Raw genomic sequence first — 16,414 nt, forward strand, 5'->3', positions numbered from 1 at the left:
TGGTCGGGATGGGGGTGGCGAGGGCGGTCTCAGCACCGGGCTGCGGACTCGCCGTCGCCTTGCGTCGTGGGAGCCTGGTCCCAGGCGGCAGCGAGCGTCTCGCGCTGATCGCCCAGCAGCTGGGGCACCGGTTTGGTCTTGCCGATGATCGGCATGAAGTTCGCGTCCCCGGTCCACCGAGGCACGATGTGCTGGTGGAGGTGCGCGGCGATGCCGGCCCCTGCCACCTGCCCCTGGTTCATCCCCAGGTTGAACCCGTGAGGGCGGCTGACCTCACGCACGACCTCCATGGCACGAGCCGTCAGCTCGCCGATCTCGGTGCGCTCGGCGGCGGTAGCCTCGGTCCAGTCCGCGATGTGGCGGTAGGGGCACACGAGCAGGTGACCGGTGTTGTAGGGGTAGAGGTTCATCAGCACGTAGGCGCGCTCCCCGCGGTGGACGATGAGCGAGTCGCGGTCCGCTCGTCCCGGCGCGAGGCAGAAGGGGCACTGCTGGCTGGAGGAGTCCGCAGGCTTGTCCTGGCCGCCGATGTAGACCATGCGGTGCGGGGTCCAGAGCCTACCGAAGGGGTCGGGGGCGTCTGGGTGCTGGAAGGGCGCCTCGACCGTGACCGGACCGATCGGCCCGGTCACGACGGTGCCGGGCAGGTCCTCCAGGCCTGCCCGACCACCGCCGCCTGGCGCCTGGACGGGGTCGCTCATCGGGTGAGCTTCTCCCCCGCCGGGTCGTTGACGCGCTCGGCGATGACCCGGACGATGTGCTCGACGGCCTCATCGACGGGCACGCCGTTGGTCTGCTCGCCGTCGCGGAAGCGGAAGGAGACGGCACCGGCCTGGGCGTCCTCACCGCCGGCGATGAGGGTGAAAGGCACCTTCTCCTTGGACGCGTTACGGATCTTCTTGCCGAAGCGGTCGTCGGACAGGTCGGTCTCCACGCGCACGCCGTGCTCGCGCAGCCTGGTCGCCACCTGGCTGACGTAGTCGTCAAAGGCCTCTGCCACCGGGACCAGGCGCACCTGGACCGGGGCCAGCCAGGCAGGGAAGGCACCGGCGTAGTGCTCAGTGAGCACGCCGATGAAGCGCTCGACGCTACCGAGCTTGGCCGAGTGCAGCATGATCGGCCGCTGGTGGGAGCCGTCGGCAGCGGTGTACTCCAGGTCGAAGCGCTCGGGCTGGTTGAAGTCGTACTGGATCGTCGACATCTGCCAGGTGCGGCCGATGGCGTCCTTGACCTGGACGGAGACCTTGGGGCCGTAGAAGGCAGCGCCGCCCGGGTCGGGCACGAGGTCCAGCCCGGTCGAGGCGCACACCTCCGCCAGGGTCCTGGTCGCGACGTCCCAGTCCTCGTCCGAGCCGATGAACTTGTCCTTCTTCGCCCCGTCCTCGTCTCGGGTCGACAGCTCGAGGTAGAAGTCCGTCAGGCCGAAGGCCTTGAGGACGGAGATGAAGAACTCGATCTGCTTCTTGATCTCCGCCGGAGCCTGCTCACGCGTGCAGTAGGTGTGGGAGTCGTCCTGGGTGAATCCGCGCATGCGGGTCAGGCCGTGGACCACACCGGACTTCTCGTACCGGTAGTCGTGCCCCATCTCGAACAGGCGCAGCGGCAGCTCACGGTAGGAGCGCCCGCGCGAGCGGAAGATGAGGTTGTGCATCGGGCAGTTCATGGCCTTGAGGTAGTACTCCTGGCCGGCCTTGGTCACGTTGCCCTGCGCGTCAGTCTCCTCGTCGGCCAGCATCGGCGGGAACATCGTGTCCGCGTAGTAGGGCAGGTGGCCCGAGGTGTGGAAGAGCCCTGCCTTCGTGATCTCGGGGGTGTGGACGAAGTCGAATCCGGCCTGCTCGTGCCGCTCGATGACGTACTTCTCGATCTCGTGACGCAGCATGCCCCCCTTGGGGTGGAAGACCACCAGGCCCGGACCGATCTCCTCAGGGAAGGAGAACAGGTCGAGCTCGGCACCCAGCTTGCGGTGGTCGCGCTTGGCGGCCTCAGCCAGACGGGTCTGGTAGTCCTTGAGGTCCTCCTTCGAGGCCCACGCGGTGCCGTAGATGCGCTGGAGGGAGTCGCCGTGCTGGTCGCCCTTCCAGTAGGCGGAGGAGGACTTGGTCAGGGCAAAGCCCTGGCCAATGATCCTGGTCGAGGGCAGGTGCGGGCCCCGGCACAGGTCCTTCCAGGCGACCTCGCCGTTCCTGCGCACGTTGTCGTAGACCGTCAGGCCGCCGGCGCCGACCTCGACGCTGGCCGAGGCCTCTGCGCCCTTCCCCTTGGTGTCGATGAGCTCGAGCTTGTAGGGCTGGTCAGCCAGCTCCACCCGCCCCTCTTCCTCAGAGATCTCGCGACGGACGAAGGCCTGCCCCTCCTTGACGATGCGCTTCATGCGCTTCTCGATGTCCTTGAGGAGCTCGGGCGTCACGGCCTCGATGTTGCCGAAGTCGTAGTAGAAGCCGTCGGTGATGAAGGGGCCGATGCCGAGGTTGACGTCCGGGAAGATCTCCTGGACGGCCTGCGCCATGACGTGTGTGGCGCTGTGGCGCAGGATGTTGAGGCCGTCCTCGCTGCCCAGCGTGATCGGCTCGACGACGGCGCCCTCATGAAGCTCGCGGGACAGGTCCCAGGGCTCGCCGTCGACCTTCATGGCCACGACCTCGCGCGAGCGGGCGAACAGGGTGGTTCCCGTGGTTCCCACCTCGATGCTGCGTGAGGCGCCGTCGAGGGTGATCGTCAGCTGGCTGGGTGACACGGGTCCTCCTTCAGGTCGGTGGCGCGGGCTGTACCGGTGCCTGCGTCTACACACCGGATCATAAGGCAGTGGCCCCCTGATGCCGCTGCTCAGACCCCCAGGCGCCGCCGCACCAGGTGACGGCCCTTGCGCGCGGCCGTGAGCACGCGGTAGGCGGCCGGCCGGGCCAGCACGTCCCAGGCGCCGTCGACCTCCGTGGGGCGCTGGGCGAAGCGCTTCTTGTAGCGGCCCACGGAGTACAGCTCGGGCACCCGCGTGGACTCAGCCCCCATGAGGTCCAGACCATCCTTGCCCTCGGCCGCCATGGCACACGCCACAGCCCAGTCCAGAGCCTCGGAACCTCTGAAGTCCCGGGACTCGTCTGACGAGGCACCGTAGTAGGCCACAGCCATCGTGCCGGAGACCGTCACCAGGTCCCAGCAGTGCGCCACCCCCTCCCGGCGCAGAACGAACAGGCGGGCGTGCTCAGGGCCCAGATGGGTCAGCATGTCCCAGTACACCTGGCTGGGGTGGGGCCGGAAGCCGTCACGCTCGGCGGTGGCCAGCATGACCTGGTAGACCTGCTCAAACTCCTCACGGCTCAGGCCGGTCTCCTCAGCGATGGTGCAGCCGGCCTGCCGGGCGACCCGCTCGGCACGGCGCACCCCCTTGCGCCCGGCGGTGGGCATGGCCTGGCTGATCGCCTCAGGGGTACGCGGGCGCAGGTCGATGACGTAGGTACGGTCATAGGTGATCGTGGACATGAGGTCCCTGGTGTCCGGAGCCTGGAAGCGGGCGTGCATCCGGATGAAGACCACGCGCCGGTCCCGCCGGCGTACCTCACGCACGAGCAGCGCCCGTAGCTGCGTCTCCCGCTGCGGGCTCTGCTCCTTGAGCCACACCGGCCCGTGCTTGGCCCACAGGAAGGGCTGTCCACCCACCTCGTAGCGGTACAGAGCCAGCACGGCGACCGGCTTGCCCTCGATCATGTAAGCGTAACGACCAAAGAGCTCATGCCCTTGGCTGGCCTCGTAGCGCTCCCAGACCTCACGCTGTTCGATGGGGGCGTGCGTGCAGCCGATGGCGATCCGCATCTGGCGGGCGTCGAGCGCTGCCAGGCTCCCAGGCTCGATGGGTACAGGCGGCATGGACACGGGCTCCTCTCCTAGGGGCCTCAGGAATGATGAGCCCACATTATTGGGGTGCGTGCCTGCGCAGCATCCTCCGTCATGATGACTTTTCCAACACGCGCACCCCTGCACTGCTCACCGACGGCGCCACAGGGGCTTGGGACGGTAGCGGTGGAACTTGCGGTCGTGGTTGAGCTTGAGCCCGGTCACCAGCAGGCGACGGCGCACCGAGGTCTCAGCCGGGTCCTGCAGAGGGTCGACGGCGCGCCAGGCCAGTCGCAGCACGCGTGCCCGCAGCCGCGGGTCGTCGACCTGGTGGAGGATGAGGTGGATCGGCACCAGGCTGTACAGGACCTCGTTGCGTGCCTCTGCACGCGGCCCGGGGCGGGCGTCAACCAGGTCCCGGATCATCGGGACCATGGGATTGACCCCGGCGGCGGCCATGTAGTAGCTGTTGCGCCCGATGCGAGGGTTGACCTCGAAGAAGACGGCCTGTCCGTCGCGCGGGTCGACCTTGATGTCGAAGTTCGCGAACCCCCGGTAGCCCGTGCCTGTCAGCAGCGCCTCCACCCCGGACCACAGCTCAGGGTAGGGCTCGGTGATCATCGCGACCGGGTTGCCGATGAGGGTGGGAGCGTGGTCCTCCAGCAGCACCCGGGCCGAGCCCATCATGGTCACCCGGCCGTCACTGGCCACGTAGGCCGTCACCGAGCGCATGGCGTCGTCGTCCCCCGGGATACGCTCCTGGATGAGGAAGGTGGACTCGAAGCCGGCACCACGCAGGTCCTGCCACAGCCGCGCCAGCTGCTCGGGGGTGTCGAGCTCGTAGACCTTGCGCTTGGACGGGAAGCTCACCGTGTCCCAGTACGCCCCGACGGCGGGCTTGCCGATCAGGGGGAAGGCGATGTCGATGACGGGATCGCCGTGCACCAGGTCCTCTCCACGCACCACCACCTGGCGGGGAGTACGCAGCCCGTGCTCAGCACAGACCCTGGCGAAGGAGACCTTGTCGCTCAGGGAGTCGATCGTCTCCGGGGAGGGGAAGGGGACCACGTAGCGCGGCTCCAGCTCCTCGCGGTGGGAGGACAGGAAGCTGGCCAGGGAGTCGGTGTTGCCGATGACCACGGCACTGCGTGGTCCACGCCCCTCCACCAGCTCCCGCAGCACGCGGAGCAGCCCGGCCTCGTCCGCGGTGTCCTGGCCGATGACGTCGATGTAGGACGACAGCGCGATGGCCTCGATGGGACTGGGCGAGACGATCCTGACCCGTTGTCCGGTGGCCTCGTGCAGCTCGCGCGCCAGCGCGTAGGCACCGATGTCCCCTCCTACGACCACGGGGAGAAGATCAGGCCGGGTACGAGAGCTCTTGAGGGCCATGTGTCCTCTCCTGACGCGGCGACGGTGCTCCTGGAAGAACGAAGCCCCGGATGCAGGTCCGGGGCTCTGTCGGTGGTGGGCGATACTGGGATCGAACCAGTGACCTCTTCCGTGTCAGGGAAGCGCGCTCCCGCTGCGCCAATCGCCCGAGCGGATGACGGGACTCGAACCCGCGACCCTCACCTTGGCAAGGTGATGCTCTACCAACTGAGCCACATCCGCGTGACACCCTTCCAGGTGCGGAGAAAAAGTTAGCAGGTCTCCACCCGGCCCACCAAATCCCATGAGTGTGACTCCTCACCTATCCACGTGGTCCGCTGCACACCCTGCTAGTCCGTGGCAGGCTTGCCCCATGTCCGAACCCACTGCCGCTGACGAGAGCCCCCAGCCACAGGCGTGGCCGGGACGGGCCTACCCGCTGGGTGCCACCTTCGACGGGTCTGGCACCAACTTCGCCCTGTACTCCTCGGTCGCCCAGGGCGTCGACCTGTGCCTGTTCGACGACGAGGGCCGTGAGACCCGTGTAGGCCTGACCGAGGTCGACGCGAGCGTGTGGCACGGCTACCTGCCCTCGGTGCGGCCCGGCCAGCACTACGGTTTCCGGGTGCACGGCCCCTACGACCCCGCGGCAGGCCACCGTTGCGACGCGTCCAAGCTGCTGCTGGACCCGTACGCCAAGGCCATCTCGGGGCACGTCACGCCGTCGGCGTCCCTGTACTCCTACAGCTTCGACGACCCCGACGTCCGCAACGAGGAGGACTCCGCTCCCGCGACCATGCGCTCGGTGGTCACCTCCCCCTTCTTCGACTGGGGACACGACCGCCCGCCCGGCCACGCCTACCACGACACCATCATCTACGAGGCCCACGTCAAGGGCATGACCCGCCTGCACCCCCTGGTGCCCGAGGAGCTGCGTGGCACCTACGCCGGTCTGGCTCACCCGGCGGTCATTGACTACCTGACGGACCTGGGCGTGACCGCGATCGAGCTCATGCCCGTCCACCAGTTCGTCAATGACACCCACCTGCAGGAAAAGGGCCTGTCCAACTACTGGGGCTACAACACCATCGGCTTCTTCGCCCCGCACAGCTCCTACGCCGCCTACGGCTCCGACGGCCAGCAGGTCCAGGAGTTCAAGGCCCTGGTCAAGGCGATGCACGAGGCAGGCATCGAGGTCATCCTCGACGTGGTCTACAACCACACCGCCGAGGGCAACCACCTGGGGCCCACCCTGTCCTTCCGCGGCATCGACAACGCGGCCTACTACCGGCTGGTCGACGACGACCGCGCCCACTACTTCGACACCACCGGCACCGGCAACTCCCTGCTCATGCGCTCACCCGCGGTGCTCCAGCTCATCATGGACTCCCTGCGCTACTGGGTCACCGAGATGCACGTCGACGGCTTCCGCTTCGACCTGGCCTCCACCCTGGCGCGCCAGTTCGCCGAGGTGGACAAGCTCAGCGCCTTCTTCGACATCATCCACCAGGACCCGATCCTGTCCCAGGTCAAGCTCATCGCCGAGCCCTGGGACGTGGGGCCGGGCGGCTACCAGGTCGGAGGGTTCCCTCCCCTGTGGAGCGAGTGGAACGGCCGCTACCGGGACACGGTGCGCGACTTCTGGCGGGGTGAGCCCTCGACCCTGGGCGAGTTCGCCTCACGCCTGACCGGCTCGTCCGACCTGTACCAGCACTCCGGTCGCACCCCCGTGGCCAGCGTCAACTTCGTCACCGCACACGACGGCTTCACCCTGGCCGACCTCGTGTCCTACAACGACAAGCACAACGAGGCCAACGGTGAGGGCGGGGCCGACGGCGACTCCAGCAACCGCTCGTGGAACTGCGGGGCCGAGGGCCCTACCGACGACCCGACGGTCCTTGACCTGCGCCGTCGCCAGGTACGCAACTTCCTGGCCACCGTCATGTTCAGCCAGGGCGTGCCCATGATCTGCCACGGGGACGAGATCGGGCGCACCCAGGGCGGGAACAACAACACCTACTGCCAGGACAATGAGATCAGCTGGGTCAGCTGGGACCTTGACGAGGAGGCCAAGAGCCTCCACGACTTCACCCGCCAGGTCATCGCGCTGCGCCGTGACCACCCGGTGATGCGCCGTCGTCGTTTCTTCTCAGGCGAGGCCGGCCACGGCGGCGAGTCAGCGCTCGGGGAGATCGCGTGGCTGCGGCCCTCCGGAGAGCGCATGACCGACGACGACTGGGGCACCTGGTACGCCCGTGCCATGACGGTCTTCCTCAACGGCGGTGCCATCGCCGAGCCCGACGAGCGAGGTCAGCGCCTGGTGGACGACTCCTTCCTCGTCCTCATCAACGCCTCCCCCGACGACCTGGAGTTCACCCTGCCCGGCCCGGACTACGCCCACAGCTGGACGGTCGAGCTCGATACCGCACCGACGCCCCTGCTGGAGCCCGGCTCCGTCCACGAGGCCGGTGAGGTGCTCGTCGTCGAGGCCCGTTCGATGACCTTCCTGTCCGCACCGACCTGTGAGACAGGGACGCGCGCCGCGGTCCCGGCGGCGGCTGGCGAGCAGGAGGCGACGTCCTGAGCCCGAGGGCGGTCAGAACTTGGTACGCATGTTCTCGAAGTTCACCCGGGCCCAGAACCGCTGGGCCAGCCGGTCCTGCCGGTTGAGCAGGGGGTTGGCCCAGGTGCCCTGGTCGAGGAAGGGCCTGAGCCTGGCCCGCAGTGCCGGGTCGCCGGCCTCACGCACGGCGAGAGCGGGCGGGACCATGGAGAAGAGGAAGGGACGTCCGGCCTCACGCTCGGCGTCGGTCAGTGAGGTGGCCACGTCCAGCCCGTGCACGTAGTGGTCGACGACGGGCTTGACGAAGGGGCAGCCGGCCAGGGTCACGTAGTAGGAGTTGCGTCCGGGGCGGGTGTTGACCTCCAGGAAGTGGGGGTTGCCCTCGGCGTCGTCCATGACGTCGAAGTTGGCGTAGCCAACGTAGCCGGTCTCGCGGACGAGTCGGCGCGCGTGGTCGAGCAGGTCCTGGCGGCGGCGGTCGCCCAGGATGACCAGGGGGTTGCCCACGCCCGTCGCCGAGCGGTCCTGGACGACGACGTCGCCCGACACCGCCATGCGGACCTCGCCGTGGGCATCAGCGAAGACCGTCAGGGTGTGGAGCGAGGTGTCCGCCGTCGAGAGGACCTCCTGGACGATGAGGCTGTGGTGGTAGCCCGAGGCCTCCACCTGGGCGGCGACTCGCGCCAGCTCGGCGTAGGAGGCGAGGGTGTAGACCTTGTGCTTGTCCTCGATCTCGGCGTAGTGCCAGTCAGCGGAGTTCGAGGGCTTGACGACCAGGGGAAAGTCGGCGTCCCTGAGGTCCTCGACCTTGCCGAGCACCTCCAGGCCGGAGTCCCTGACCTCCTGGGCCACCTCGCCGAAGGGCAGCACCCAGGTGCGAGGGTAGGGCACTCCCAGGCGCTGGCACAGGGCGTAGAAACGGTCCTTCTGGGTCAGGCGGTCCAGCAGGGCGAAGTCGATGACCGGGACGGCGTATCCCCAGGACTCCAGCTCCGTACGGTTCCTGGACAGCGTGCGCGCGTGCCAGTCGCTGGCACCGCAGAGCACCAGCGGCCTCACCCCGTCCGGGGTCCGGTCAGCCTGGCGGTGCAGCGTGGCCAGCAGGGTCTCCTCCTTGTCCAGCCCCTCGACGACCCTGTAGTCGGTAAAGCGGCTGGCAGAGGTGTACCGGATGTCCGCAGAGGCCAGGACCATGGAGGTGATGCCGTAGACCTCGTGGAACTGCCTGGCGTAGGAGTAGCCGAGAGTATCTGCTCCGAGAAGCACAGGGAGAAGCTGCTGCACCATCATCCGATCGTTGGCCTCACACGTCAGTGACAGCGCCTGCCTGCCACTGGCGCCCCACTGTAGCCCATGACGCTATCGGCCCCCTGTCACAGCGGCGTGGGATCCCCGTGGTCCTCGTAGTACGCCGCTAGCCTGGGCCGGTGACCCCTCCGCCAGCTACCAGCGTCTGTCCACCGCTCGACGCCTCCACAGAGCAGGAGGCCATCCCCGAACGCTTCGAGCAGGCGCTGCTGTCCCTGCGCCACGCGCCGCGTGCGCGTGGGCTCATCCTGGACGAGGTCCCGGCTCCCCGTCGCATGGCCCCCTACGCCGCGGCCCTGACGGCGGAGACCACGCTGACTCTCGACGGAGCCCCGGAGGCCTCCGGTCGTTTCGTGGTCCTGCACGACCCCGCGGGCCAGGAGGCGTGGGACGGCGACTTCCGCCTGGTGGTCATGGCACGAGCCCGTCTGGACGACGAGGTCGGTACCGATCCCCTGCTGGGGTCAGCGGTGTGGTCCTGGCTGGCGGACGCCCTGGACTCCGCCGGCGCGGGCCACCGCGCCCTGGTCGGGACAGTGACCCGGGTCCTGTCCGAGACCTTCGGGGGCCTCACACTCACCGACGCCTGCGCCCACGCCGAGATCCGCGCCTCGTGGTCGCCCACCACCCCTGACCTCGGCCCGCACCTGCAGGCCTGGTACGAGCTGATCCACCTGGCCGCTGGTCACGAGCCTGAGCTGGCGACCTCGTTGCACGTCGCAGGCAGGTGAGCCGGTGCCCATGTCCCAGCCACGTCCGGTAGCCGTGCCAGGAACGACAGGCTCCCCCGTCCCCGCGTCCCAGGTCGTGGACTACACCCGTCCGAGCCAGGGGCTGCCGCCTGTCACCGACTCCCCTGCGGCCCTGGCTCAGGCCGCCGCCGCGCTGGCCGCGGGACACGGGCCGGTCGCCGTCGACGCTGAGCGAGCCTCAGGCTTCCGCTACGGGCAGGACGCCTACCTCGTCCAGCTACGGCGTGAGGGGGCCGGCACCTTCCTGATCGACCCCGTCACCGCCGGTGACATGAGCGTCCTGGCGCGTGCCCTGGAGGGTCCGGAGTGGATCCTCCACGCGGCGGACCAGGACCTGCCGTGCCTGGATGAGCTGGGACTCGTGCCAGCCTCGCTGTTCGACACCGAGCTCGCTGCCCGGCTTCTGGGACGCGCCCGGGTTGGTCTGGGCGCCGTCGTCGAGGAGACCCTCGGACTGCGTCTGGCCAAGGACCACGCCGCGGCCGACTGGTCCACCCGCCCCCTTCCTGAGACCTGGCTGGTCTACGCCGCGCTCGACGTCGAGCTGCTGGCCGACCTGCGACAGGCACTGAGCGTCGAGCTGGAGGAGGCGGGCAGGGCCGAGTGGGCCCGGCAGGAGTTTGAGCACGTCCGTACCAGGCCGCTGCGCCCGGCCAAGACCGACCCGTGGCGCAAGACGCCGAGAGCCGGACGCGCCGTGAGGTCCGCCAGGTCGCTGGCGGTGCTGCGCGAGGTGTGGACCGCTCGGGAGGAGCTGGCCCGCGAGCTCGATCGCACCCCGTCCAAGGTCCTGCCGCACAGCGCCGTCGTCGCAGCGGCCGTGGCTCGCCCTACCTCCCGGCGCAAGCTCGCCGCCCTCAAGGAGTTCTCCTCGCGTCAGGCCCGTCTCAACCAGGAGGTGTGGTGGAGGGCCGTCGAGCGTGCGCTGTCACTTCCCGACGACGAGCTGCCACCGATGCACGCGCCCCTGGCTCCTGGTGAGCTGCCCCAGCCGCGGTCCTGGAGCCGCCACCACGCAGAGGCGGCTGTGGCGCTGGAGGAGGTGCGCCACGCCGTGCGACAGCGCGCCGAGCAGCTGCGCGTGCCCCAGGAGCTGTTGCTGGCCCCCGACACCCAGCGTCACCTCGCCTGGGAGATCGGTGAGGAAGAGGCGGTGGGCGAGGTCCCTGACGTCTCGGTCCTCGCCGTCGCCCGGCGTCTGGAGGCGCTGGGCGCGAGGCCGTGGCAGGTCGAGCAGACCGCGCCTCAGCTGTCCGACGCGCTGGCCTGACCCCGGGGACGGCCTCAGGCCCCCTCCAGGCCTGGCGGCGTGCTTCCCCAGCGTGGCGGCGTGCTCTCATCAGGCCGGGGCGTGTCCCCATGGTGGGGGCGTGTCCAGGAACGTCGACAGGCACGCTTCGACGAGACAAGTACGCCCTGAAGGAGCAAGAGCACGCCGCCACGCTGGGGAAGCACGCACTGTGGCAGGCTTGCCCGGGCTCCACAGACTGCCCCCATGACACCTCTGTCCACAGACCTCGTCGGAGCGGTATGGACCGCTGGGCACACACAGTGCATCGTGCTCGTGCCAGGAGTCACCAACGAGGCGAGAACGATGTCCATCAGCGAGTTAACATCTCCACTACCGACTGTGCTGACCCCCGCGAGCTGGCTGGGGCGGCCTCCCGCGCACTCGGTACGCGTAGCCAGGGGAAGCTACCTCCTGCCCACGGCAGGACCGCCGACATGGCGGCAGCTCCGCGAGGTCTCACTCGCACGCCTCATCGCCGTGGTCCACGCCTACCCCTCGATCCTGGCGCTCTCACACGAGTCAGCCGCGATGCTGCACGGCGGCACCCTGGCCTCACAAGAACCAGACGTCCATGCCGTCCAACGCACGCACCAGCACCACAGCACGCTGGACCTACCGCGGGTTCTCGTCGGAGCGAGCCTCGTGACCGCACTGCCTGCCGCCGGCAGCCGAGCTCAGCCTGGCGCTCGGTCCGGGCGCCAGGTCCGCCTACGCAGGCACGTGAGGAGCGGTACCGATCTTGGTGAGATCACAACGATTCACGGCCTCCCGGTCACCAGCATTCGCACGACCCTCATCGACTGCCTGACCGACCTTGACCCCCACGACTCGCTGGTGATCGGCGACTCGCTCGCACGCATCATGGTGGACGCTGATCGATTCCTGCCCGAGCAGGCCCGCGAACGATGGGAGACCGTACGCGCCGAGCTGGGCGAGCAGATCAAGAAGCTCCGTCGTCGCAGGGGCAGGCAACGAGCCCTGCGCGTCCTTCGTCTGCTGGACCCGCTGTCCGAGTCCTGGGGCGAGAGCAGGTTGCGTTTCATCCTGCTGGCGGCCGGTGCCCCTGAGCCTATCGCACAGACCCGCGTCGACGCCGGAGGCTGCCAGTACTTCATCGATCTCGTGATACCCGGCCTCCGGCTTGCGATCGAGTTTGACGGCAGAGGCAAGTACACCGGCCCCGACACCGTCTACGAGGAGAAGAAACGTCAGGACGCCTTGATACGCCAGGGCTGGGACATCATGCGAGTGCGCACCGAGGACCTGCGCGACCCCCAGAGGATCGTGGAGGAGGTCATGCGCCGGGTGCCGCGGGGGCACTACCTTGCTCTCAGACCTCGTCCCTGGTTGGGCACGATCTCGTGAGGCAGGTTCATCCCGGACGCCGAGGTGAAGGGATGACTCGCGTGCTGGTCGGGGCGTGCTCAGGAAACATCGCAGCGTGCCTGAAGTCCATTGGGGCGTAGGCGAGATTTCAGGGCGTGCGTAGGAACGTCGACGCGCACGCCGCCATATTGAATCCACGCCCCGGCGTCAAGGAAGCACGCCGCCACCCGAGCAGAAGCCGCCACCCGAGCAGAACGCGCCGAGCCTGCGTACGGACGGTGCCCTGGCCAGCACACGAGCACCGCCCTGGTCAGTGCGCAGCGGCTCAGTGCACCGTGAAGCCGTGGGAGCGGAAGATCTCGCGAGTAGACTCCACCAGCTCGGGGCTGGGTGGGGTGACGTCGCGCAGGGTGTAGGTCAGCCCCAGCGCGTCCCACTTGTCTGTCCCCATCTGGTGGAAAGGCAGGACCTCGACTCGGGAGACGACGTTCTTCCACCGGTCGATGATCTGGGCCACCTTCTCGATGTTCTCGGGGTCGTCCGTCAGCCCCGGCACGAGCACGAAACGCGCCCAGATCTCGATCCCCTTGGCTGCCAGGCGGTCCCCGAAGGCGATCGTGGGGGCCAGGAGGCGTCCGGTGACCTTCTTGTAGGTCTCCTCGTCACCGCTCTTGACGTCCAGCAGGACCAGGTCGATGTTGTCGAGCATCTCGTCGCTCGCGTTGGCGCCCAGGAACCCTGAGGTGTCGATGCAGGTGTGGATGCCCATCTTCTTGGCACCCTCCAGCAGCCGCCCGGCGAAGGCCGGCTGCATGAGCACCTCGCCTCCCGACAGCGTGATCCCACCCTTGGAGGCACGGAACACACCGCGGTAACGCCTCATGCGTCGCAGCAGCTCCTCAGCCTCGACCGGCTCGCCGTCCTTCATGAGGAAGGTGTCCGGGTTGTGGCAGTACTGGCAGCGCAGCGGGCAGCCGTTGAGGAACACGGTCATCCGCGTGCCCGGACCGTCCACGGCCGTGACCAGCTCCCAGGAGTGGATCGAGCCGAGCGATCCGTCACGCATCCGTGCCAGGCGGTCCGAGCGCTCGATGTCGCTCAGCTCCTCGAGTCCTCCGATGCCCGCCCCGCGCAAGCGGGCGGCCGGGGCCAGGAAGTCCTGGTCCCGGCCGCCCGATGCCACGGAGGCGGAAGTGTCAGTGGTGGTCATCTGACTCCTTCGCCCGGTACTGGCTCAGGCACCAGCGTGGAAGGTGCGGTTGAGGACGTCAAGCTGCTGCTCACGGGTGAGCTTGACGAAGTTGACGGCGTAGCCGGACACGCGAACGGTGAGGTTCGGGTAGTTCTCCGGGTGCTCCATCGCGTCCTCGAGAGTGTTGCGGTCCAGGACGTTGATGTTGGCGTGGTACAGGCCCTTGACGCCGCCGTTGTCCTCGCGCTGAGCCTTCATCGAGGCAAGGCGCTCTTCGTACGTGGCCATGAGTGGCCCCTTTCATTCAAGTGGTGTGTTTCGACACGAGTGTCGAGTGGTTGTCCTGCCCGCCAGCCAGCAGGCGCCGGCCGGCGGGCGGACGCATGAGGGATCAGACCTCGACGGAGTCCTCGGGAACGAAGCCCGCGTCGAGGATGCCCACGAGGTTGGACACGCGCTCGTCGAGCGTACGGCCCAGGCCCTGCGGGGTGATCGTGTTGGTGAGGGAGATGCCGTCGAGGGCGTCGTTGTAGTCCAGCTTGCCCACGCTCAGCATGGAGGCGACCATGCCGTGGGTGTCCATGCCGTTCTCCGGGTTGGCACCGGGAGCGAAGGGCGTGCCCTTCTGGTGACCGGAGGGGAAGGAGCCCGTGGCCTTGCCGTAGACGACGTTGGAGGTGATCGTCAGCACCGACTGGGTCGGGATCGCGTCACGGTAGAAGGGCTGAGCCTTGATCTTGGACATGATCGTGTGGACCACGGTGGCCGCGATCTCGTCGGCGCGGTCGTCGTCGTTGCCGTAGATCGGGAAGTCACCCTCGGTGACGTAGTCGACCACCAGGCCCGTCTCGTCACGGACCGGGGTGACCTTGGCGTACTTGATGGCGGACAGCGAGTCGGCCACGATGGACAGACCAGCGATACCGCAGCCCATGGTGCGCACGATATCGGAGTCGTGCAGCGCCATCTCGATCGACTCGTAGGCGTAACGGTCGTGGCAGTAGTGAATGATGTTGAGGGCCTCGACGTAGGTCGCCACGACCCAGTCGAGCATCTTCTCGTACTTGTCCCACACCTCGTCAAAGTCCAGCGGGCCGTCACCCTCGATGCCGGGCAGGCCGGTCACGACCTGCTTGCCGGTCATCTCGTCGCGGCCGCCGTTGATGGCGTACAGCAGCGCCTTGGCGGAGTTGACGCGGGCGCCGAAGAACTGCATCTGCTTGCCCACGCGCATCGGGGACACGCAGCAGGCGATCGCAGCGTCGTCACCCCAGTGCTCACGGATCTGCTCGTCGGCCTCGTACTGGATGGAGGAGGTCGTGATCGAGATCAGCGCGCAGAAGTCCTTGTAGCCCTGCGGCAGGTTCTCGTCCCAGAAGATGGTGATGTTCGGCTCGGGGGCCGGGCCGAGGTTGCGCAGGGTCTGCAGCAGACGGAAGGAGGTCTTGGTGACCAGAGCACGGCCGTCCTCACCGAAGCCGGCGTCGGACCAGGTGGCCCAGTAGGGGTCACCGGAGAAGATCTGGTCGTAGTCGGTGGTGCGCAGGAAGCGGGTGATACGCAGCTTCATGACGAAGTTGTCGATGAGCTCCTGGGCGTAGGTCTCGTCGATGACGCCCTCGCGCAGGTCACGCTCGAAGTAGACGTCCAGGAAGGCCGACAGGCGGCCGATGGACATGGCGGCGCCGTCCTGCGACTTCACGGAGGCCAGGTAGGCGAAGTATGTCCACTGGACGGCCTCGTGGGCGTCCTTGGCGGGACCGGAGACGTCGAAGCCGTAGGAGTCGGCCATGACCTTGAGCTTCTTCAGGGCCTTGATCTGCTCGGAGTGCTCCTCGCGGTAACGGGCCCAGTGCTCGGAGAAGGGCTTGTCCGCTACGGCGTCCTTGGCCTTCTGCTTCTCCTCGATGAGGTAGTCGACGCCGTACAGGGCGACACGACGGTAGTCACCGATGATGCGGCCACGGCCGTAGGCGTCGGGCAGGCCGGTGATGATGTGGGAGGAGCGGGCGGCGCGGATACGCGGGGTGTAGATGTCGAAGACCGCGTCGTTGTGGGTCTTGCGGTAGCGGGTGAAGATCTTCTGGACCTCAGGGTCGACCTCCTTGCCCGCCTCCTTGATGGCCTGGGCCACCATGCGCCAGCCGCCGTTGGGCATCATGGCGCGCTTGAGCGGGGAGTCGGTCTGCAGGCCGACGACGACGTCGTCGTCCTCCGAGATGTACCCGGCGGGGAAGGCGTCGATGTCGGAGGGGGTGTGGGTGTCGACGTCGAGGATACGGACCTTGCGCTCCTCCTTGAGGTAGTTCTCCTCCAGGGTGTCCCACAGGCGCAGGGTCTTGTCCGTCGCTCCCGCCAGGAACGAGGCGTCGCCGTCGTAGGGGGTGTAGTTGCGCTGGATGAAGTCGCGGACGTCGATGCCCTCGGACCAGGAGCCCTTGACAAACCCCTCCCATGCGTCGCGGCTGGTGCTCTCGTCCGCGGTGGCGGATGCTGTGACCTCGGTGGTCATCCGTGCCCTCCTGTAGGTGGGTGGCGGCTGGCCACCCGATGGTGTCCGCCCTTGTGGGGCGCTGCGGCACGTCATCGCGCCGTCACACACCAGGGTAGGCGCCCTTCCTGCCCGCGTGAACCTTTCACACGGCCGGCACCGGTGGGATCACTCACAAGCTCCCACGTAGGAACTCCGTCCTACCCGACCTCGCTAGGCGACCGTGAGGCAAGCCTCATCACGGCCTGGCGATGTCAGGACAATGAAGACCTAGGTCCCATCCACGTCG

12 protein-coding genes and 2 tRNA genes are annotated in these 16,414 nt (G+C 68.1%); 4 read left to right on the forward strand and 10 right to left on the reverse strand.

The window, feature by feature from the left end; genetic code table 11:
- Nucleotides 1-29 precede the first annotated feature (29 nt).
- The 6 genes from HRL51_RS06390 to HRL51_RS06415 form a co-directional block, all read right to left on the reverse strand.
- Nucleotides 30-701, reverse strand: a complete 672-nt coding sequence (locus tag HRL51_RS06390) for an HIT family protein (RefSeq protein ID WP_172120124.1) — start codon at nucleotides 699-701, stop codon at nucleotides 30-32.
- Complete coding sequence (gene thrS, locus HRL51_RS06395) at nucleotides 698-2,737, reverse strand: threonine--tRNA ligase (protein ID WP_172192684.1); 2,040 nt, start codon at nucleotides 2,735-2,737, stop codon at nucleotides 698-700. Before thrS ends, HRL51_RS06390 begins: the two co-directional genes overlap by 4 nt.
- Nucleotides 2,738-2,826: 89 nt before the next feature.
- Complete coding sequence (locus HRL51_RS06400; RefSeq protein ID WP_244960118.1) at nucleotides 2,827-3,864, reverse strand: lipid II:glycine glycyltransferase FemX; 1,038 nt, start codon at nucleotides 3,862-3,864, stop codon at nucleotides 2,827-2,829.
- 117 nt (nucleotides 3,865-3,981) lie between these two features.
- On the reverse strand, nucleotides 3,982-5,223 hold the full coding sequence (locus HRL51_RS06405) for a carboxylate--amine ligase (protein WP_172120126.1): 1,242 nt from the start codon (nucleotides 5,221-5,223) through the stop codon (nucleotides 3,982-3,984).
- A 73-nt stretch (nucleotides 5,224-5,296) separates the two neighbouring features.
- Nucleotides 5,297-5,371 (reverse strand) — tRNA-Val (locus HRL51_RS06410).
- A gap of 1 nt (nucleotide 5,372) precedes the next feature.
- A tRNA-Gly gene (locus HRL51_RS06415) sits at nucleotides 5,373-5,445 on the reverse strand.
- 130 nt (nucleotides 5,446-5,575) lie between these two features.
- Here HRL51_RS06415 and glgX point away from each other — a divergent pair.
- The gene (glgX, locus tag HRL51_RS06420; RefSeq protein WP_172120127.1) at nucleotides 5,576-7,786 is read left to right on the forward strand and encodes a glycogen debranching protein GlgX; all 2,211 of its coding nucleotides are present in this window, start codon (nucleotides 5,576-5,578) and stop codon (nucleotides 7,784-7,786) included.
- 12 nt (nucleotides 7,787-7,798) lie between these two features.
- Here the strand turns inward: glgX and HRL51_RS06425 are convergent, their stop codons facing one another.
- A complete protein-coding gene (locus HRL51_RS06425) occupies nucleotides 7,799-9,052 on the reverse strand; it encodes a carboxylate--amine ligase (protein WP_172192686.1) in 1,254 nt (417 codons plus the stop codon).
- Between the two features lie 203 nt (nucleotides 9,053-9,255).
- On the opposite strand from HRL51_RS06425, the gene HRL51_RS06430 reads away from it, so the two are divergent.
- The 3 genes from HRL51_RS06430 to HRL51_RS06440 all read left to right on the forward strand — a co-directional run bounded on the left by HRL51_RS06430 (nucleotide 9,256) and on the right by HRL51_RS06440 (nucleotide 12,481).
- The gene (locus tag HRL51_RS06430; protein ID WP_172120199.1) at nucleotides 9,256-9,804 is read left to right on the forward strand and encodes a DUF3000 domain-containing protein; all 549 of its coding nucleotides are present in this window, start codon (nucleotides 9,256-9,258) and stop codon (nucleotides 9,802-9,804) included.
- Between the two features lie 10 nt (nucleotides 9,805-9,814).
- Nucleotides 9,815-11,095, forward strand: a complete 1,281-nt coding sequence (locus tag HRL51_RS06435) for an HRDC domain-containing protein (RefSeq protein WP_172192688.1) — start codon at nucleotides 9,815-9,817, stop codon at nucleotides 11,093-11,095.
- A gap of 225 nt (nucleotides 11,096-11,320) precedes the next feature.
- Entirely contained in the window at nucleotides 11,321-12,481 is a 1,161-nt protein-coding gene (locus tag HRL51_RS06440; protein ID WP_172192690.1) for an endonuclease domain-containing protein, read from the forward strand.
- Between the two features lie 286 nt (nucleotides 12,482-12,767).
- Here HRL51_RS06440 and pflA read toward each other — a convergent pair whose 3' ends face one another.
- The 3 genes from pflA to pflB all read right to left on the reverse strand — a co-directional run bounded on the left by pflA (nucleotide 12,768) and on the right by pflB (nucleotide 16,146).
- Nucleotides 12,768-13,652, reverse strand: a complete 885-nt coding sequence (pflA, locus tag HRL51_RS06445; RefSeq protein WP_172120131.1) for a pyruvate formate-lyase-activating protein — start codon at nucleotides 13,650-13,652, stop codon at nucleotides 12,768-12,770.
- Nucleotides 13,653-13,676: 24 nt separating this feature from the next.
- Nucleotides 13,677-13,922, reverse strand: coding sequence for an autonomous glycyl radical cofactor GrcA2 (gene grcA2 / locus HRL51_RS06450; RefSeq protein ID WP_006549837.1), 246 nt, complete (start codon nucleotides 13,920-13,922; stop codon nucleotides 13,677-13,679).
- Nucleotides 13,923-14,025: 103 nt separating this feature from the next.
- Complete coding sequence (gene pflB / locus HRL51_RS06455) at nucleotides 14,026-16,146, reverse strand: formate C-acetyltransferase (RefSeq protein WP_172192692.1); 2,121 nt, start codon at nucleotides 16,144-16,146, stop codon at nucleotides 14,026-14,028.
- Nucleotides 16,147-16,414 lie beyond the last annotated feature (268 nt).

Source organism: Actinomyces faecalis (assembly GCF_013184985.2).
Classification (GTDB): domain Bacteria; phylum Actinomycetota; class Actinomycetes; order Actinomycetales; family Actinomycetaceae; genus Actinomyces; species Actinomyces faecalis.